Below are 17,854 nucleotides of genomic sequence, written 5' to 3'. Positions count from 1 at the left end.
CTGTGCACAAATTTTTTTGTGCTTGGATGTTGATGTTGTTCAGCATGCAGAAGTGGCATTGTCCTGCTGAGCAGTGCAATGTCAGCTTTCGCCTTCTTTTTTCATCTTCAACTAATAGTTGAGGAACGCCCGATTTCAACATTTCGATGGGTTAAACATCTAAGGAGTAGATCACCATGTCTCTAATGACACGCTGCATTGCAGAGTTTATGGGTACGTTCTGGCTGGTTTTGGGGGGCTGTGGTAGTGCTGTTTTGGCGGCTGCCTATACCGCAGATGCCACAAAGATTAGTGACACTACCTCGTTTCCTCTAGGGATCGGGCTGGTCGGGGTTTCGCTTGCCTTTGGGTTAACCGTGCTGACGATGGCGTATTCGTTTGGGCACATTTCGGGGGGTCACTTCAACCCGGCAGTGTCGTTTGGTCTCTTCGTTGCAAAACGGATTCGAGGAGGATCAACATTGGCAGGCTATATTGCGGCTCAATGCTTAGGCGCGATCGCGGCGGCAGGCGTTCTCTTCGTCATCGCTAGCGGCAAGGCTGGATTTGCGCTAACTGGCTCTAATCCCCTTGCGACCAATGGCTACGGCGTTCACTCTCCTGACGGCTATTCCCTCTTGTCGGCTTTAATTATCGAAGTCGTCATGACGTTTTTCTTTTTAATGATCATTTTGGGTTCGACCGATCGCCGGGCTCCTCAAGCGCTTGCACCCCTCTCCATTGGGTTTGCTCTGACCTTGATTCACCTGATCAGCATTCCGGTCACCAACACCTCTGTAAATCCGGCGCGGAGTCTTGGGCCGGCTCTGTTTGTGGGCGGTGATGTGCTGGGGCAAGTCTGGCTGTTCTGGCTGGCACCGATCGCTGGAGCCGTTTTGGCTGGGTTGGTTTACAATGCTGTGTTTAGCGAAGTTGTCCAAGAAACCGAACGAGTTCGCGAACCTGTCTAGAGGTAGCTGAAGGCTAAAACGGGTGTTGACAACGAATAAAAATGGATGGAGCGGATGAGTGGGCGGTGAGCTTGAGAGAACTCGGTTTGCCATCTGGGCCTTCGCTCCATCTGTTGCCATCCTGGCTCTTCCAACGAGCTATTGGATTGCCAACCCGTCACCCAACGGGGTGCATCAGTGAGCAAAACCAGATGGGTCTAGATCATGAGATCAAAAGATCAAACGTGGGTCAGGCTGAGCATGTAGGGGAGTTGCGATCGCGGCGCTTGGCTGATCAGATGCAGAACGCTACCCCACCAATTTGCCAATCGCCTGATAGGATCAATCCATCCCACACCGATGTCTGAACCCCGTGACGTACATTCCGCTTCATCATAAATATCGTCCCCAAACGTTCACGCAATTGGTGGGGCAAGCTGCGATCGCAACGACCCTCTCCAATGCGCTGCTGCAAAATCGAATTGCGCCCGCCTATCTGTTCACCGGCGCGCGGGGAACCGGAAAGACATCAAGTGCCAGAATTTTTGCAAAATCGCTCAACTGCATTGCCTCAGATGCCCCGACCGATCACCCATGCGGGGTCTGCGAAACGTGCCGGACGATCACGAATGGTTCGGCGCTAGATGTGATCGAGATTGATGCCGCGAGCAATACCGGGGTGGATAACATTCGCGAACTGATTGAGCGCGCTCAGTTTGCGCCGGTTCAATGCCGATATAAAGTGTATGTCATTGATGAAGTACATATGCTTTCAAATGCGGCATTCAATGCGTTGTTAAAAACGTTAGAAGAACCTCCCGATCGGGTTGTCTTTATTCTTGCTACTACCGATCCTCAGCGCGTTCTTCCGACCATTATTTCTCGCTGTCAACGGTTTGACTTTCGCCGCATTGCTCTTGAGCCGATGGTGCACCATTTAAGCGCGATCGCACTAAAAGAAAGCATTCCCGTCACCGAAGCCGCCCTGCACTTGATTGCTCAGATCTCTCAAGGGGGCTTGCGCGATGCCGAAAGCCTGCTCGATCAACTGAGTTTGCTGATCGGGGAAATTACCGCCGAACGAGTGTGGGATTTAGTTGGCGCAGTTCCAGAGCAAGATTTGATGGCGCTAGCTGAAGCGATCGCATCTAACAATCCTGAAACCATTCTCGACACGACAAGGCGACTCATGGATCGGGGGCGAGAGCCACTCATCGTCTTGCAAAATTTTGCCAGTTTCTATCGGGATTTACTGATCGCAAAAACGGCTACAAACCGTGGCGATTTAGTGGCACTCACGCCCCCAACTTGGGAAAAACTGTGCGACTTTGCCAAAAATCTTGATATCCACACCATTCTGGCAGGGCAAAAGCACCTCAAAGATAGCGAACTGCAATTAAAAAACACGACTCAACCCCGTTTGTGGCTAGAAGTAACGTTACTCGGATTGCTACCTTCAGCAGGGATGGCGCAGCCACCTCTAACGGTTCCTGTGGCAGCGCCGCCAAACGCCCGGAGCGAGTTCAAGCCTCAACGTCCGGATGAAGCAGCATCTATCCCTCCGGAACCCCCTTCGTTTTTAGCACAAGAGGCGTCTGCTGCTGCGTTTGAGGAGGCAACACCGCTTTCTAAACCCCCGGCATCTCCCCTCCCAGACTTGGGCGATCTTTGGCAGCGCGTAATTGTAAATATTCAGCCGCCGGGCACACAAATGCTCTTGCGCCAGCAGGGATGTCTCTTAAGCTTTGACGGAGAAGTTGCCAAAGTTGGCATTGCATCCGATAAGTTGCTGAACATGGCGCAAACACGGATAAGCAACATTAAAGCCGCTTTTATGACGACCGTTGGGGCAGAGATCAAGCTCAGTCTGGTTGTTGCAAAAAGCGGCGTTGCGGCTAAAGAAACAACGGTCAGTGAAACGAGCGACGCTGTTAGCAGAACCGCTATTTCTCCAGAACCCGCAACCCAGTCACCAGATTCAACAGACAATTTTTCGGAGGCGCAACCTGAAGATTTAGACCCTGCGATCGCGCCTCTAGACGACTCATTCTCAGGCGCAAATCCAACCTATCAGCAGGAATGGGAAGAAGACGAAATCGCCAGAGCCGCACTCAATCTTGCAGATGCATTCAACGGAGCCGTGGTTGATTTAGAAAGCGACACGAGCGAAATATCTGTCTCGTTTGAAGAGCAAGTCACTTCGCTTAACGAGGCTCCTTTAGACGATTTGGAAGACGAAGAAGATGAGGATCAAGACGACATAGACTTTTGACTTTTAAAGTCAGCAGAATTTCGCAGTTTTTGAGAGACTCCCCTCAACTAAACCGTTACCTAGTTGCTCGATAAAAAACTGGGTAGCTTTCTAACCACCCAGTTTTTTAGTTAAATCAACAATTAGACGTTAGCAGTCGTTTTAGCAACTTGATCAAGGTCACCTTTCTTGTACATGCTGGCGTAAATTTCCACCCCAACTTGCTTGATCTTGCTAGCGTTACCTGCACACCAGAATTCCGTGTAACGATCGGCACACACCTTTTGCATGTACTTGATCGACGGCTTCAGGAAATGGCGGGGGTCAAACTCTTTGGTGTTGGAGGTCAGCGCTTCACGAACCGCCGCCGTAATTGCCAAACGGTTGTCGGTATCAATGTTCACCTTACGTACCCCGTTTTGAATGCCCTTTTGAATTTCTTCAACGGGTACACCGTAGGTTTCAGGAATCGTACCCCCGTGCTGGTTGATCAGCGCGATCAAGTCTTCAGGAACCGAAGACGAACCGTGCATGACCAAGTGGGTGTTGGGCAAGCGCTTGTTGATTTCCGCAATCCGGCTGATCGCCAGAATTTCGCCCGTTGGTTTGCGGGTAAATTTGTATGCACCGTGGCTAGTTCCGATCGCAACTGCCAGCGCATCTACCTGAGTTTGCAGCACAAAGTCAACCGCTTCGTCAGGGTCGGTTAACAGCATGGAATGATCGAGTTCACCTTCAAACCCGTGACCATCTTCTGCCTCGCCTTTGCCCGTTTCGAGGGAACCCAAGCACCCCAGTTCACCTTCTACCGATGCCCCGATCGCATGAGCCACTTTCACCACTTCGCGGGTAACATTCACGTTGTACTCATAGCTTGCCGGAGTTTTGGCATCCGCTTCCAGCGAGCCATCCATCATGACGCTCGTGAAGCCATTTTTAATCGCAGAGTAACAGGTTGCAGGCTCGTTACCATGATCTTGGTGCATGGTAATGGGGATGTGAGGATAGGTCTCAACTGCCGCCAAAATTAGATGACGCAGGAAGTTTTCGCCAGCGTAGGAACGAGCACCGCGAGAAGCTTGCAAAATCACAGGGCTGTCAGTTGCATGGGCAGCTTGCATGATCGCTTGGATCTGCTCCATGTTGTTGACGTTAAATGCTGGAATGCCGTAGCCGTTTTCAGCCGCGTGATCCAACAGCAGCCGCATTGGTACGAGCGCCATAAGTAGTCCTCCTGGGTGGTTGTGGTCAGCGAGTTTTGATCTAACCGCTTAAATCATTACGACAATCTTAAGGCAATTTTACTCATCCAGTCAGTAGGATTTGCCAAATCAAGCCGCCAAATTAGGTAGAAATAGCTATTAGATTTTCTTATGTCATTGAGAATAGCGCTGGGGGAGGCGAGTCTGTGACTGTCATCTACTTAAGTTAAGCCGGTTAAGTGGGTCAGGAGATAGATATATACAGTAACTGGTGCGGTAAAAGGTTTGGGCGTAAGGGTGTCCAAGGATAGGACATCAATGCACAAACTAACGGGCGGCGAAGCGTTAAGTTGAGTTTGTGCAAGATACCGTTATGGCAGGGTAGGTTACGGTCTAGATCTGCAATTTTCTGAATAAATGTGATGTTAATGACAAAATTAATTTTGCAACTAAGGGCAATATTTAGACTGGGTTCCTACCCTGTTTTGTCAATCGTCTTGTTTCGGCTAAGAAGCAGTGGGTGAATTGACTAAAACACTCAGGAGTCTAGTTTTGCTCTTTGTTCGGATGACCAGTCTCATGACAATATACGTTGGAAACCTGTCTTACCAAGCTACGGTTGATGATTTGAGATCGGTGTTTGCAGAGTATGGCTCTGTAACCCGCGTTGTTTTGCCTACCGATCGCGAGACAGGTCGGATGCGCGGTTTTGCGTTCGTAGAAATGGCAGAAGATGCCCATGAAGATGCGGCTATCACTGAGCTAGATGGTGCAGAGTGGATGGGTAGGCAGCTTAGAGTCAATAAGGCGAAGCCCAAAGAAGAAGGGCGGGGAGGAAGGTTTTAGAAAGATGCCCAAGCAAAGATGCCCAAGCATTGATATGAGCAATGATCTGCACTGACCCCTAGTCAGCAGAGGTTAAAAACTAAAAGGTTCTCTCCGCTCGTCGTGCTGGAGAGAACCTTGATTTTTTAAGACGCTAGACCCCTAAAGTAGTTTCTTAACCCAACAAACTTATGCTGCGCGACGGGTGAGCAATCCCCAGATAAAGATTGCAATGATCGCACCAATCACGGCAACGAAAATGCCACCAAAGCTCAGACCTGTTGCAGTCAGAGCTATAGTTCCTTCAGTGAGCAGGCTAAACAGGCTGCCACCAATAAATGCACCCACGATTCCAAGTGCCATTGTGGCGAGGATGCCGCCGCCTTGTGTACCGGGGTAGATTGCTTTCGCGATCGCGCCCGCAATTAGACCTAAGATAGCCCACGCGATTAGATTCAACATATCCTATTTCTCCTAAAAAATTAGATTCAACATGCACAGAATACCAACTTAGTGTTTCCTATCCAATCTGTCGAAGGATATAATAGGAATTACCAAAAGGGGGAAAGCAGCCTCCGTTCTCTATTAATTTCTCTGTTCACTGTCCTGTTTACCCAGGTGTCAGAAGATTTTAAGTAGTATATGCAAGGCATGTTATGCATAAATAAGCATGAGTCAAAAGATGATTGCAGCGAGTGGTACAGGGCGCGATCGCATCTCATGCATCGGATTATCAGTAAGCTATGTTCAGTCTGATTTTGATCTTTGCCCTGGTTTGGTCAAACTTTGATACCAAATTAATCTGTAAATCCTACAGATGTGCGACCTCCCCCAACCCCTCCTTAGTAAAGCGGGGAGCCGGAAAGTCCCTCCTGACCAAGGGGGATGCCATAGGTAGGGGGGTCGAGGATCTGTTGCAGTGAACAATCAATTTGGTATGAGACCTAGGTTTATTCTGCTTATTCCAGACTGATTTATAAGCAATGGCTGGCAAAATAGTTGAATGGCTGGCAAAATAGTTGCTCCAAATATTTCGATAAACATTGCTAAAGTGATGCTATGAGTGCCTTGCTCGATGGCAAAGCAGTTACCATTTCCAGTGCATGAATTCTACTGCACGATGCTCTCGTGATGTCTCTCCAATGTCTTGGACTCACCTCCTCACTCAAGACGGCTCCTATACTTTCTTTTCCAGCGAATTTGGCGAAGCCTTCCATAGCCGCCAAGGGGCAAAGACAGAAGCTTTTCAGAAGTTTGCAGATGCAACTCGGTTAGCACAGAAGGCTCAACAGCCTAGCCTTAAACTGCTGGACGTTTGTTATGGATTGGGCTACAACACGGCGGCGGCTTTAGAAGTTATTTGGGCTGTCAATCCAGCGTGCCGAGTTGAGCTTTATGGGTTGGAACTAGATGCCACCGTTCCGATGAGTGCGATCGCATTGCTTGAGCCTTGGGCAGCACCCATTCAGGAGGTCTTAACGACGTTAGCAAAGCATCAGGTCTGTCAGCACTCAACTCTAGAAGCGAGAGTGTTGATTGGGGATGCTCGACAAACTATTCAAAGCTTGATGCAGGGAGGATTTCAGGCGGATGCAATCTTCCTTGATCCGTTTTCTCCCCGTCGATGTCCACAGCTTTGGACGGTAGACTTCTTTCAGCGCGTTGCAAGCTGCTTGGCGCAAACTGGAATCCTTTCGACCTATTCGCGATCGGCGTCGGTGCGAACGGCTCTGATCGAAGCAGGGCTTAAGATTGGGACGATTCCCCTCGGTGAGGTGCATGGTTCCCACGATTGGGCACAGGGCACGATCGCGGCTTGGGGCGGGGAACTGCTAGAGCCGTTGTCGCAGATGGAACAAGAACATTTGCAGACTCGTGCGGCGATTCCGTATCGTGACCCCTGCTTAAACGATGGGGCAGAGACCATTTTGGCAAGGCAGGCTCAGGAGCAGCGATCGGTAACGGTAGAATCGACTTCAAGCTGGCGGCGACGCTGGGGCATTTCATAAATTGAGGGCAGCATGATGAGCGATCGCGTGGGCTTTCTTGAGAATTGGCAAGATGCCGTTGTCGTTTGGAGTTTTGTGGCGTTCACCCTGTTTGTCACATGGCGCATCATCGTGAGCAACCCCAAAGACTAATCCCATGGGTCTAAGTTACGTTTTCACCCGTAGGAGCCGCGACAGGATCAGTGATTAGCATGGTTTAAAGAGCAATAAAGTTAATCGGGAAAAGCAAGCCCGGTCATAGGATCGCGAATGTAGAGACCGAGAACCAGCGATCGCAGCACTTCATCCCAAACCGGCGTCAGTTTTTCTGCATCGTCTACCCAATAGTCAAACGTGATCAAACATTGAACATTTGACCCCAAGCCAATGCAAATCCGGGAAAAGGCTTCTCGGTGTTCCTCCGAGTCCATAAATTTTACTTCTGCCCAGACAATTCGGGCTGTTTGGCGTTTTTCGGTGATGATCTCCCCGATCGAAATTACCTCTCGCTCTTCGTCAGCCAAGATGTTCTTTAGGGTGTGCTTGAGGGGAAACATGCTCCAGTCACCTTGGGGGAGCCGATTGAACGAGACTTCGAGGCGGCAGTTGTCGTTGGGAGGGTCGGCATCTAGAAATCGAAAGGATTTGGTATCTGGCTCAAAGATCCAGTTTTGAGGCACATCCAACCGGACAGCACCACGATCAGCCACAAAGATCTTGTAGCCTGGTTTCGACTGCCAGCGATGATCGTCTTTGAGGTCGAGGGTTTCTTTGATCCATTCTGGTTTGCCTTTTTTATGCTTTGCCATGATGGGTGACCGATAAGTCTGTCTTTATGGTAAGGCATTGGAAATTTCTAGAAGCGGTAGCATTTAGCAGTTAGCAGGATGATTTTGGATATAGATTCGCACCACTCGCCAAAACCTTACACAAGCTCCATGCCTTCGGTGATGCTAGGATTGAGACATTGATTGGGAGGCAATTTGCTCAGCAAACCAAAGCGCTGCATCGGTGTTTGCTTCAGTTGCCAATCGTTCTACCGTTTGTTCTAAAAGTGCAATTGTTAATCCTGAAAATGCCTGGGAGCGATCGCAGAGTTCATAATTGCCTGTCTCCTGCAACTGAAACGCCAAAATTTGGCTTCCTCGCACATCAATGACCCAATACTCCGGGATACCCAAGCTTGCATAAAGACGCTTCTTTTCATCCAAATCCGTGGCTAAGGTTGTGTCTGAAATTTCTCCTACCAAATCAGGAACCCGGCTCTCGTCTAAATTAATAAATCTTCGTTGTCCTTGCCCCCACTGGGGTACATCGTCACCTAAATAAATCACTAAATCAGGTGCACAGGCTTTCTTTCCAACTTTTTCAAGCTGACACCCTCCTAGCGAAGAAATGGTCTGCTCTGGATGGCGTTGCTTCCACAGCACGGTCATCATGGTCAAAAGATTGCTGAATTTAGAGTGATTAATTCCTTCGCTGCCCATTTCAAACCACAGCCACTCTTGATCAAAAAAGATACGCAGGCGCTCCAAGTGCGGATGATCTCGCAGCGCTAAGTAATCATTCCACGTTCCAGATTGCCATCGACAAGGCTTTTCTAATAGGGTAGCGGTGCGATCGCTGAGCTTAGTAAAACTCATAGGAATAGGAGGGATGAAATTAAGTTTATTATGACGCCTCAACGGTTAGGGTGGGCTGCCCACCCTAAATCCAAATCGGGTGTGATCAGCCTGCGATCGCAACTAACGTTTCTTCTTCTGCTTTCGAGACAACCCGCCCTTGATCGGCAAATCCGGTAATTTGATCGAAGTTGAGATAGCGATAAAGATCTGCCGCAAACGGATCGATCTTGTGCTGCACAATCTCCATGTACTCAGTCAGCGTTGGCATTTTACCCAACAAGGCACACACTGCCGCTAGTTCTGCGGAGCCAAGGTAAACTTGAGCGCCTTTGCCTAAGCGGTTGTTGAAGTTACGAGTCGAGGTGGAAAACACGGTTGAGTCGTCGGCAACGCGAGCTTGATTGCCCATGCAAAGCGAGCATCCAGGCATTTCGGTTCTGGCTCCAGCCGCCTCAAAGATGCCATACACGCCCTCTTCGCGAAGTTGCTCCTCATCCATGCGGGTTGGTGGCGCAACCCAAAGACGAACCTTGACGTTGCCTGCGCCTTCAAGGATTTTGGCAGCCGCACGATAATGACCGATATTTGTCATACAGGAGCCGATAAAGACTTCTTCGATCGAGTTACCTGCACATTCGGACATCAGTTTAATGTTGTCCGGATCGTTGGGAGCCGCGACGAGGGGTTCTGTGATCTGATCGAGGTCAACGTCAATGATGTCGGCATATTCTGCATCGGCATCGGCTTGCATCAGGTGAGGATCGGCTAACCAGTCCTCCATTTTGCCAACACGGCGGAGAATGGTGCGGGCATCCCCGTAGCCACGAGCCACCATGTTTTTCAGCAACGCCACATTCGATCGCAGATATTCTGCAACCGTGTCAATGCCCAGGGCGATCGTACAGCCTGCCGCCGATCGTTCTGCCGTGGCATCGGTTAGCTCAAACGCTTGCTCTAGCTTGAGATCGGGCAGTCCTTCCATCTCAATAATTTTGCCAGAATAGACGTTTTGCTTATTTTCCTTGGCAACCGTTAGCTTTCCATTCTGCATCGCGACATAGGGAATCGCGTTCACAATATCGCGCAGCGTCACACCCGGTTGCAGCGTGCCCTTAAAGCGAACCAACACCGATTCAGGCATATCTAACGGCATTGCCCCCAACGCCGCCGCAAACGCAACCAGACCAGAACCTGCCGGAAACGAAATTCCGAGCGGAAACCGGGTATGAGAATCGCCACCCGTTCCTACAGTGTCGGGCAGCAGCATGCGGTTGAGCCACGAGTGAATGATGCCATCGCCTGGGCGCAGCGAAACGCCACCGCGAGAGTTAATAAAATCGGGCAACTCTTGATGGGTCGCTATGTCCACTGGCTTGGGATAGGCGGCGGTGTGACAGAAACTCTGCATCACCAGGTCTGCACTAAAGCCAAGACAGGCTAATTCTTTCAATTCATCGCGGGTCATGGGTCCGGTTGTGTCTTGAGACCCTACGGTGGTCATCACGGGTTCACACGAGGCTCCAGGACGCACACCGGGGAGACCACAAGCTTTGCCTACCATTTTCTGCGCGAGGGTAAAGCCTTTGCCTGTATCTGCGGGCAGTTGAGGACGGGTGAAGCGATCGCTAGGCTCAAGGCCCAACGCGATGCGAGTTTTGTCGGTCAGGGTGCGACCAATCAAGAGCGGAATTCGTCCGCCTGCTTGCACTTCATCTAAAATCGTGTCGGGCTTGAGCGTGAAGGTAGAAATCACGGTGCCAGCCTCGTTGGTGATTTCACCTTTATAGGGATAGATCGTGATCACATCCCCCGTATTCATCTGTGTGACATCACATTCGATCGGTAGTGCGCCCGAATCTTCGGCGGTATTGAAGAAAATCGGGGCAATTTTGCCGCCTAAAATATAGCCGCCCGCTCGCTTGTTGGGCACAAACGGAATATCATTGCCCACCTGCCACAGCACTGAATTAATTGCCGATTTGCGCGACGATCCGGTTCCCACGACATCCCCCACGTAGGCAACGGGATGCCCTTTCTGCTTTAACTGTGCGATCGCATCGAGTGATCCAGGCTGACGAGTTTCTAGCATTGCCAACGCATGGAGCGGAATATCCGGGCGAGTCGTGGCTTGCGTTGCCGGGGACAAATCATCGGTGTTGGTTTCTCCTGGCACTTTGAACACCGTGACGGTCATTGCCTCTGGCAGTTGGGGACGCTGGGTAAACCACTCAGCGTTTGCCCACGAATCCATCACTTGCTTTGCAGAGGCATTGCCACTGTCTGCTAGTTCTTGGACATCGTGAAAGGCGTCATAGACCAACAAGATTTTGCTGAGGGCAGTCACCGCTGTTGCTGCAATGTCTGCATCCGCATCTTGCAGCAATTCGATCAGCGACTGCACGTTGTAGCCGCCCATCATCGTACCGAGCAATTCAACAGCATCTTGGCGCGAGACCAGTGGGCTGGTCACATCTCCTTTGGCAACGGCACTCAAAAATCCGGCTTTGACATACGCCGCTTGATCCACTCCTGGCGGAATGCGATCGCGCAGCAAACTGAGCAAAAACGTTTCTTCACCCGCAGGTGGATTCTTCAGTAATTCGCATAAGTCAGAGGTTTGTTGAGCGCTCAACGGCAACGGAGGAATGCCTAAAGCCGAACGTTCGGCTACGTGTTGACGGTAGGATTCGAGCATAGTGGAATCGTTCTTACTTGTAGGTTCAATTCGCATTCTAAAGATTGTGCGGTTTTAAGAAGGGTAGTTTCAACTATTTGGTCAGTTTATGCTGACATCTCAGACAGATTGAATCTTCTGCCGAAATGCTAAAGCGGCGTCAAGCGGATCATCTGCGACTGCATACTGTGCCAATAGATCAAGATCCAAATCGGACAGAATTTCACTTCTTTCAATCTGTTCGTATCCAGTTTCGCGCAAATGATGAACCTCGAAGTAATCCGTTTTGACAAACCAAACTTCCTGAACCTGTAATCGTCGATAAACTTCTAATTTGTCAACGCTGCCGCTTGTAACAACAACCTCAATCACGAGATCCGGAAACTCTTTATTCGTTCCAATGCAGTAGGATTCATCTGGCTCCGCCCCGCCTCGTTTGGCTTGATTACGCAGGGTGGTAGACCCCATTGGAAAGTACCGAATGCGCTTTTCTTTCGAATGCGCTTTTCTTTGAAGTAGTCCTCTAGCAGAGAGCCAATATTTGTTTTCCGATCTTCGTGGCGACGGCTAGGGGACATGAGTTCTAAAATTCCATCTAAGTAGGTGATGCGGTAGGTAGAGGTATCGCTGTGTTCTAAGAGCAATTCCTCGTACTGCTTCCAACTCACGCCACTAATAATTTGCCGTTCTTCGGGATCGTCTGCCTGAAGTCGAGTGAGCCAATCTTGAAGAAGAACCATCGCTGCATTCCTCGCTACTAGTTTTATCGTAAGCGATTCACTCTGGTACTAGGCTCTAATCGCTGATCCAATCGCTCATTTTACAAACAGTTTCTAATACAAAAAACGATCGCTCAAATCCTGCAATGAGAATTTGAGCGATCGCCAGGCGACTGACAGCACACTCGCCGCTGCCACACGACCGTGATCTGACGTTGCAAGACTTACATTCCAGTTGCTGCAAACCCAGTCAACTTAACGGGGGTTACTCCATCCTTGACATTACCCAGGAGAGTAGCCGCGCCTGATTGCAGGTCAATCGAATACAGCGATGAGTTAGACGTGGCAAAGGCAGAGTTCATACCATCCTTGAACACAATATCAAAGCCCGCACCCGCTGCAAAATCAACCCCCAACGCACCGACCAGAGTTTGGGTGCCAGCGTTCGGGGGGGCTTGGATGAAGAGTTGGTCAGTCTCTGCATCGATGCCGTATTGAGTGGTCGAAGTCGTCCCTGTAAAGCTGTTGGTGTAAGCAGTTGCCACAATGGAGTCGGTGGCTCCGTTGAGGTTGCCGTCCGGCTGCACTCCATCCATCATCGGGTTGCTATCCACCACGGCTCCGGTGTCAGGATTGAGCCGCAGGTTTTGACCGGCATCACTGACGACTCGGATGCGGTCAACCACAGGGTTAAAGTCAACGCCTAGCGCTTTGCCGTCTAGGTCTACGGCAAACGTGCCACTCCCAACTTGAGTAGCCGCGCCAGTCGTCACATCGATCGTGTAAAGGCGATCGCTGCTGCCGACGCCAAAAAGTTCACCTGTGTTGGGGCGAAAGTCAATGCCCAGCAACGTTTCATGACATTGTAGCCCCGTGACATCAACGGTGGTGACATTGTTTAGCGCATTAGAATTGAAGAACACTAAATCGCTGGAATCAGTCAGCCCCACAAACTCGGCTTTCGTGGGATCGGGCTTCACAATTGGGCTTCTTCCAGCAAAGCCAACTAGGTCAATTGTTTTTTTCCCATCCTTGACATTACCCAGGAGAGTAGCCGCGCCTGATTGCAGGTCAATCGAATACAGCGATGAGTTAGACGTGGCAAAGGCAGAGTTCATACCATCCTTGAACACAATATCAAAGCCCGCACCCGCTGCAAAATCAACCCCCAACGCACCGACCAGAGTTTGGGTGCCAGCGTTCGGGGGGGCTTGGATGAAGAGTTGGTCAGTCTCTGCATCGATGCCGTATTGAGTGGTCGAAGTCGTCCCTGTAAAGCTGTTGGTGTAAGCAGTTGCCACAATGGAGTCGGTGGCTCCGTTGAGGTTGCCGTCCGGCTGCACTCCATCCATCATCGGGTTGCTATCCACCACGGCTCCGGTGTCAGGATTGAGCCGCAGGTTTTGACCGGCATCACTGACGACTCGGATGCGGTCAACCACAGGGTTAAAGTCAACGCCTAGCGCTTTGCCGTCTAGGTCTACGGCAAACGTGCCACTCCCAACTTGAGTAGCCGCGCCAGTCGTCACATCGATCGTGTAAAGGCGATCGCTGCTGCCGACGCCAAAAAGTTCACCTGTGTTGGGGCGAAAGTCAATGCCCAGCAACGTTTCATGACGTTGTAGCCCCGTGACATCAACGGTGGTGACACTACTCAAATTATCCGCATTGAAGAATGCCAGGTCATTTTTAGCCGTCAGCCCTACAAAATCAGATGTGGTTGGATCAGGCTTAGGAGAATCCTTTTTTAAGGATCTGAGAAATCGTCTGAGTGTGCTGTCAGACAAGTCTACCTTTGAGGCAGACAAAAACTGACTGATCGGATCGCGAATCGTTCCATTGTCTTGTACTCCAATACCACTGAGTGCTTGATCCAACTGATTGAGGATTTTGTCGGTGTTGTAGGAAGTCATTGTCAGGTATGAGTGAGTTGGGACAATAACGGTACGCTGCCCACCGCAAATCGGATGCGTGCAACATCAGTAGTGTTACAGATCTTTTTATGGTTCATGTGATCTACAAACCCCATTTAGATTTGTCTTGCCGGGTCTGCTGATTTTTGGTTTCATGATCAAAAAACTGCTGCTGTTAAACGAATGTCTGTCGCTAAGAGACATCAGTTCTAAATAAGGGGCACCAGAGACGCGATCGCTGGTTACTCGCGACCGGATGCACTTTCCAGCAGTGGAATCTCTTCAATTTCCGGCAATTCTTCTAGCGTGAGGCGGAGTTGGCTTGAACCTGATAAGAGTTTGAGCAATTTGGGTTTTGGATCGTAGAGCAAGTAGATTAAGCGATCGCTGATTTGCCAGTCGGCTTCGGCAGGAAACACTTGAAAACTGCGATGGCTCCCCAGCGTAGACTGCTTCGCATCACGCTCTAACAACAGCGGCAAGACGCTGCCAGCCTCGATCAAGGCTCGTAAGTGTGCTTTTTGAAACTCCAACCCCTCTTCTCTGAGCGTAGTTTCTCCCAACTTAATGTCTCCCTTGGTCAAATACTCATTCCAGGTTTTGACAAGCAGGTGAGTGCTAAATGCTTGCTGAACTTTTGGTAAAGCCGTCCCCTGAGCATCTCCAGGAAAAACCGCTAAAACTCGCGGCGGCGCAAATTCTTCTACCGCCCGCTGCGCTACTACAGCGTTGACCTCACCATTATTGGTTAACGCAAGAAAGGTTCCACTAGAAGCGAGTCCAGCCTTTTCCAAAACTTCGGTATCGAGGGCACTGCTTACAAATGTCTTGATATTAGAATCTAATACTTCTGGGAAAGCATCAGGATCAGTGTCGATCAAGGAAACCGGTTCGCCTCGTTCTAAAAACAGACGAGCGATCAGGAGACTCAATCGGTTACATCCCACAATCACAATGCCTGTGGATTCTTTGGAGGTGATTTGTAAAAGATTTGCGATCGCTTGGGCTGAAATAGACTGGAGAACAACCGTTAAGATGATTGTTAAAAACACAAGTGCCTTAATCGAATCGCCACCATTAATACCACGCTGCGTTAGTAGAATTGCAAACAGAGATGCAACAGAAGCTGCAATAATTCCTCTGGGCGCAATCCAGCTTAGAAAAACCTTTTGACGCCAATTGAGGTCGCTATTCCATGTGCAGAGCAAAATACTAAACGGGCGCACAATAACCATCAGAGCAAGAACGGTGAATAACCCACCCCATCCCAACGCTAAAATTCCAGCGATCGACAGATCCGCAGAGAGCAAAATAAACAACACTGAAGTCGCTAAAATCGTTAGCTGCCCTTTGAAACGCTTTAACAACCGCTCTTCTGGCAGTGCCAACGCTCTTAGAACAATGCCTGACACCACAGTTGCCATTAACCCCGCTTCACTACGAATTGTTTGAGCCAAGCCAAAAAAGCCCCACAGACCCGCCAGCACAACCAGATTTTTGAGGTCTTCAGACAAGAACTTAGCGCGTTTGAGAACAACTCCCATCAAACCGCCCCCGATCGCGCCAATGCCCCCGCCGATGCCAATGCGAATCAACAGATCCCCCCCAATGCTGAGCGGATTTGGATCATCTGTAAGCAAAACGTTGAGCACCACAACTGCCAAAATTGCCCCAAGCGGATCGATGAAAACGCCTTCTCCCTCAAGTAATGTTGCCACTTGTCGATCCACTTTTACATGTCGTAGCAGTGAATTGATGACTACAGGCCCCGTGACCACAACCAAGGCTCCGTAGAGAAAGGCGATCGACCAAGGAAACTCACTCAACCAATGCGCCGCCATGCCACCGCCAATCATGGTGATGAGCGTGCCCACCGTGACAAGATTTCGCAAGCTGTCTGAAACGCGCCCCAGTTCTCGTAGCTGTAAATTAAATCCTCCTTCAAACAAAATGATGGCAACGAGCAGAGACACCATCACCTCTAACCCAACGCCCAACTGATCAGGATGAAGCCACCCTAAAACGCTAGGTCCAAGCAAAATTCCGATGAGCAGCAAAAAAACGATGCCAGGAACCTGAACAAATTCTGCGATCACTTGTGCTGCAATCCCCGCAATGACGGTGATCACAATTTGCAAGGTGATATCTAAGGATGAATTCATAGACGGGAACGCGAAGGGATGAGGCAAGAGGAGTGGCTCAACACCTTGCAAGCAGAGAAGAATCGCGAAGGATAGTTTCTCTGACGTGCTGACCTCTAAATGCTCAAACCCCAGGACACTGTACAACCTACCATTACTGTAGTTCGGAATGCACACTTGGGGGCAGTTAGACGCCGTTGCTAAGCCATGCCCTCTGAGGTTGAACGTTGGTGTATGGGACGGGTTGCCAGCCTCAGCCCAGTTCCGGCTTATGATTTGAGCAACAGATAGTAAAGTTGCCCCGTCGCATTGACTAACCCTGCTTTATCCCCGGCTTGCGCTCCAGTGCCCATGAAAACATCGACCCGACCTGCCCCTTTGATTGCGCCTCCGGTATCTTGGTCGAGGACGTAGCGGTTGACAGGGCGCTGCTCTAGCTGACGAGCGGCAGTCAGGATGGGTAGCTGAGTTTGAATTAAAGCCAAGGCTCCGGGCGGCATCAGAGCTTTGTCGGTGGCGATCGAGCGTTCTGCGGTCACTGGAACGCCTAAACTCCCGATCGCCGGTGCGCCGCCTGTATCCCGGAAGAAGACAAATCGCTGGTTTCGAGGCAGATAGACATTGAGATCGGCGGGATTCTGCCTAAAATATTGAATCACGTTCGGAAGCTGCAAGTCTTCGAGGCGGAGTTTGCCGTCTTTAACGAGTTCGTGTCCAATTCCGGTGTAGGGTTGGTCAGTTAGCCCTGCAACGCCGATCGTCATGGTGCTGCCATCGGTGAACGTTAGCCGCGCTGACCCTTGAACTTGAACCAAAAAGGCTTCCAAGCGATCGCGCATCCACACCAGTTCTGATCCTTTCAACCGAGAGGTTTGTAAGCCGTCTTTTCCTTCTAGATCTTCGCGGGTGAGCTTGCCTTTCCAGGTGTCAAAGCCAGGCGGTAAGCGAAAGAGGGGATAGCGATACTCTGCGGTGCGGACTCGGCTAGCAGCATGAACCGGCTCGAAGTAACCCGTGAAGCCGACGGTGCCTTGATTGTCGTTGCCGACCGATTGATACAGCGCAAATTCTTTGAGAACCGATGTTTGCAGTTCTGTGGCAGAGCGAGATTGCAAGGTGAGTTGCCGGAAGCGGCGCAAACTTCGCTCAACGCGATCGCGGCTCACCTCTTTGACCGGATATCGACGATAGGCTTCGGCAGCTTTTGGGGTTTGGAGATAGCGCAAGCTGTGATCGATGCTGCGAATCAGGGCATTGCGATCGCGCAGCACCTGATCATCTAACCCAAAATTGGCATTCTTTGACGCAGGCTGGAGGGTAAGCGGAGAGCCTTGCTGAGGCGGTTTGGGGATTGGAGAGTTTTCAACCGCGCCGGGAGTCGGCTTTGCGATCGCGCGTTGCAGGAGAGCGTGCCGAAGGGTTTCTCCACCGTTGCCGAAGAGGCTAAGCGCGACTGCCAAACTGGCTAACCCCAAAACACGAGCCGCGCTAGTAATCGATAACCGTTTCATAGACCGCACAACGTAAGACAATGAAATTCGACAGAATTAGACTATTCTAAGTTCCTGCGTTCCTCTTTACGCGGTG

The 17,854-nt window shown here is 50.4% G+C and carries 16 protein-coding genes; 5 read left to right on the top strand and 11 right to left on the bottom strand.

The window, feature by feature from the left end:
* Nucleotides 1-176 precede the first annotated feature (176 nt).
* The 3 genes from aqpZ to GS601_RS00900 are packed head-to-tail and all read left to right on the top strand — an operon-like array spanning nucleotide 177 to nucleotide 3,201.
* Nucleotides 177-950, top strand: a complete 774-nt coding sequence (gene aqpZ / locus GS601_RS00910; protein WP_162421264.1) for an aquaporin Z — start codon at nucleotides 177-179, stop codon at nucleotides 948-950.
* 41 nt (nucleotides 951-991) lie between these two features.
* Nucleotides 992-1,297 (top strand): hypothetical protein, encoded by a 306-nt coding sequence (locus tag GS601_RS00905; protein WP_162421263.1) that lies wholly within the window; start codon nucleotides 992-994, stop codon nucleotides 1,295-1,297.
* Between the two features lie 5 nt (nucleotides 1,298-1,302).
* Nucleotides 1,303-3,201, top strand: coding sequence for a DNA polymerase III subunit gamma/tau (locus GS601_RS00900; RefSeq protein WP_162421262.1), 1,899 nt, complete (start codon nucleotides 1,303-1,305; stop codon nucleotides 3,199-3,201).
* A 122-nt stretch (nucleotides 3,202-3,323) separates the two neighbouring features.
* Here GS601_RS00900 and fba read toward each other — a convergent pair whose 3' ends face one another.
* Nucleotides 3,324-4,403 carry a class II fructose-bisphosphate aldolase gene (gene fba, locus GS601_RS00895; protein ID WP_162421261.1) on the bottom strand — a complete coding sequence of 360 codons (1,080 nt, stop codon included), beginning with the start codon at nucleotides 4,401-4,403 and terminating at the stop codon, nucleotides 3,324-3,326.
* A gap of 558 nt (nucleotides 4,404-4,961) precedes the next feature.
* On the opposite strand from fba, the gene GS601_RS00890 reads away from it, so the two are divergent.
* Entirely contained in the window at nucleotides 4,962-5,228 is a 267-nt protein-coding gene (locus tag GS601_RS00890; RefSeq protein WP_162421260.1) for an RNA recognition motif domain-containing protein, read from the top strand.
* A 168-nt stretch (nucleotides 5,229-5,396) separates the two neighbouring features.
* Here the strand turns inward: GS601_RS00890 and GS601_RS00885 are convergent, their stop codons facing one another.
* A complete protein-coding gene (locus GS601_RS00885; protein ID WP_420800298.1) occupies nucleotides 5,397-5,669 on the bottom strand; it encodes a GlsB/YeaQ/YmgE family stress response membrane protein in 273 nt (90 codons plus the stop codon).
* A gap of 680 nt (nucleotides 5,670-6,349) precedes the next feature.
* Here GS601_RS00885 and GS601_RS00880 point away from each other — a divergent pair.
* Nucleotides 6,350-7,216, top strand: a complete 867-nt coding sequence (locus GS601_RS00880; protein ID WP_238392876.1) for a tRNA (5-methylaminomethyl-2-thiouridine)(34)-methyltransferase MnmD — start codon at nucleotides 6,350-6,352, stop codon at nucleotides 7,214-7,216.
* On the opposite strand, the gene GS601_RS00875 is transcribed toward GS601_RS00880, so the two are convergent.
* The 9 genes from GS601_RS00875 to mltA all read right to left on the bottom strand — a co-directional run bounded on the left by GS601_RS00875 (nucleotide 7,211) and on the right by mltA (nucleotide 17,778).
* Nucleotides 7,211-7,354, bottom strand: a complete 144-nt coding sequence (locus GS601_RS00875) for a hypothetical protein (RefSeq protein ID WP_162421258.1) — start codon at nucleotides 7,352-7,354, stop codon at nucleotides 7,211-7,213. The genes GS601_RS00880 and GS601_RS00875 overlap by 6 nt on opposite strands.
* Nucleotides 7,355-7,428: 74 nt before the next feature.
* Nucleotides 7,429-8,004, bottom strand: a complete 576-nt coding sequence (locus tag GS601_RS00870) for a hypothetical protein (protein ID WP_162421257.1) — start codon at nucleotides 8,002-8,004, stop codon at nucleotides 7,429-7,431.
* A 144-nt stretch (nucleotides 8,005-8,148) separates the two neighbouring features.
* The gene (locus GS601_RS00865; RefSeq protein WP_162421256.1) at nucleotides 8,149-8,838 is read right to left on the bottom strand and encodes a Uma2 family endonuclease; all 690 of its coding nucleotides are present in this window, start codon (nucleotides 8,836-8,838) and stop codon (nucleotides 8,149-8,151) included.
* A gap of 85 nt (nucleotides 8,839-8,923) precedes the next feature.
* Nucleotides 8,924-11,515 (bottom strand): bifunctional aconitate hydratase 2/2-methylisocitrate dehydratase, encoded by a 2,592-nt coding sequence (gene acnB, locus GS601_RS00860; protein WP_162421255.1) that lies wholly within the window; start codon nucleotides 11,513-11,515, stop codon nucleotides 8,924-8,926.
* 99 nt (nucleotides 11,516-11,614) lie between these two features.
* Entirely contained in the window at nucleotides 11,615-11,962 is a 348-nt protein-coding gene (locus GS601_RS23475) for a Uma2 family endonuclease (RefSeq protein WP_274381918.1), read from the bottom strand.
* Entirely contained in the window at nucleotides 11,863-12,234 is a 372-nt protein-coding gene (locus GS601_RS23470) for a PDDEXK family nuclease (RefSeq protein WP_274381917.1), read from the bottom strand. Before GS601_RS23470 ends, GS601_RS23475 begins: the two co-directional genes overlap by 100 nt.
* 203 nt (nucleotides 12,235-12,437) lie before the next feature.
* On the bottom strand, nucleotides 12,438-14,126 hold the full coding sequence (locus tag GS601_RS00850) for a DUF4394 domain-containing protein (protein WP_162421254.1): 1,689 nt from the start codon (nucleotides 14,124-14,126) through the stop codon (nucleotides 12,438-12,440).
* A 242-nt stretch (nucleotides 14,127-14,368) separates the two neighbouring features.
* On the bottom strand, nucleotides 14,369-16,288 hold the full coding sequence (locus tag GS601_RS00845; protein ID WP_162421253.1) for a cation:proton antiporter: 1,920 nt from the start codon (nucleotides 16,286-16,288) through the stop codon (nucleotides 14,369-14,371).
* A 248-nt stretch (nucleotides 16,289-16,536) separates the two neighbouring features.
* Nucleotides 16,537-17,778 carry a murein transglycosylase A gene (mltA, locus tag GS601_RS00840; RefSeq protein WP_162421252.1) on the bottom strand — a complete coding sequence of 414 codons (1,242 nt, stop codon included), beginning with the start codon at nucleotides 17,776-17,778 and terminating at the stop codon, nucleotides 16,537-16,539.
* Nucleotides 17,779-17,854 lie beyond the last annotated feature (76 nt).

Origin of the sequence: Myxacorys almedinensis A (genome assembly GCF_010091945.1) — a bacterium.
GTDB lineage: Bacteria > Cyanobacteriota > Cyanobacteriia > Leptolyngbyales > Leptolyngbyaceae > Myxacorys > Myxacorys almedinensis.
Note: the sequence above shows the minus strand (reverse complement) of the source record. Positions and strands in the feature narration are given on the sequence as shown.

Bases quoted from the DNA above. Each gene is read 5' to 3' on its own strand.
- aqpZ (WP_162421264.1), top strand. From the start codon at position 177: ATGTCTCTAATGACACGCTGCATTGCAGAGTTTATGGGTACGTTCTGG.
- GS601_RS00905 (WP_162421263.1), top strand. From the start codon at position 992: ATGGATGGAGCGGATGAGTGGGCGGTGAGCTTGAGAGAACTCGGTTTG.
- fba (WP_162421261.1), bottom strand. From the start codon at position 4,403: ATGGCGCTCGTACCAATGCGGCTGCTGTTGGATCACGCGGCTGAAAAC.
- GS601_RS00890 (WP_162421260.1), top strand. From the start codon at position 4,962: ATGACAATATACGTTGGAAACCTGTCTTACCAAGCTACGGTTGATGAT.
- GS601_RS00885 (WP_420800298.1), bottom strand. From the start codon at position 5,669: ATGTTGAATCTAATCGCGTGGGCTATCTTAGGTCTAATTGCGGGCGCG.
- GS601_RS00880 (WP_238392876.1), top strand. From the start codon at position 6,350: ATGTCTTGGACTCACCTCCTCACTCAAGACGGCTCCTATACTTTCTTT.
- GS601_RS00875 (WP_162421258.1), bottom strand. From the start codon at position 7,354: ATGGGATTAGTCTTTGGGGTTGCTCACGATGATGCGCCATGTGACAAA.
- GS601_RS00870 (WP_162421257.1), bottom strand. From the start codon at position 8,004: ATGGCAAAGCATAAAAAAGGCAAACCAGAATGGATCAAAGAAACCCTC.
- GS601_RS00865 (WP_162421256.1), bottom strand. From the start codon at position 8,838: ATGAGTTTTACTAAGCTCAGCGATCGCACCGCTACCCTATTAGAAAAG.
- acnB (WP_162421255.1), bottom strand. From the start codon at position 11,515: ATGCTCGAATCCTACCGTCAACACGTAGCCGAACGTTCGGCTTTAGGC.
- GS601_RS23475 (WP_274381918.1), bottom strand. From the start codon at position 11,962: ATGGGGTCTACCACCCTGCGTAATCAAGCCAAACGAGGCGGGGCGGAG.
- GS601_RS23470 (WP_274381917.1), bottom strand. From the start codon at position 12,234: ATGGTTCTTCTTCAAGATTGGCTCACTCGACTTCAGGCAGACGATCCC.
- GS601_RS00850 (WP_162421254.1), bottom strand. From the start codon at position 14,126: ATGACTTCCTACAACACCGACAAAATCCTCAATCAGTTGGATCAAGCA.
- GS601_RS00845 (WP_162421253.1), bottom strand. From the start codon at position 16,288: ATGAATTCATCCTTAGATATCACCTTGCAAATTGTGATCACCGTCATT.
- mltA (WP_162421252.1), bottom strand. From the start codon at position 17,778: ATGAAACGGTTATCGATTACTAGCGCGGCTCGTGTTTTGGGGTTAGCC.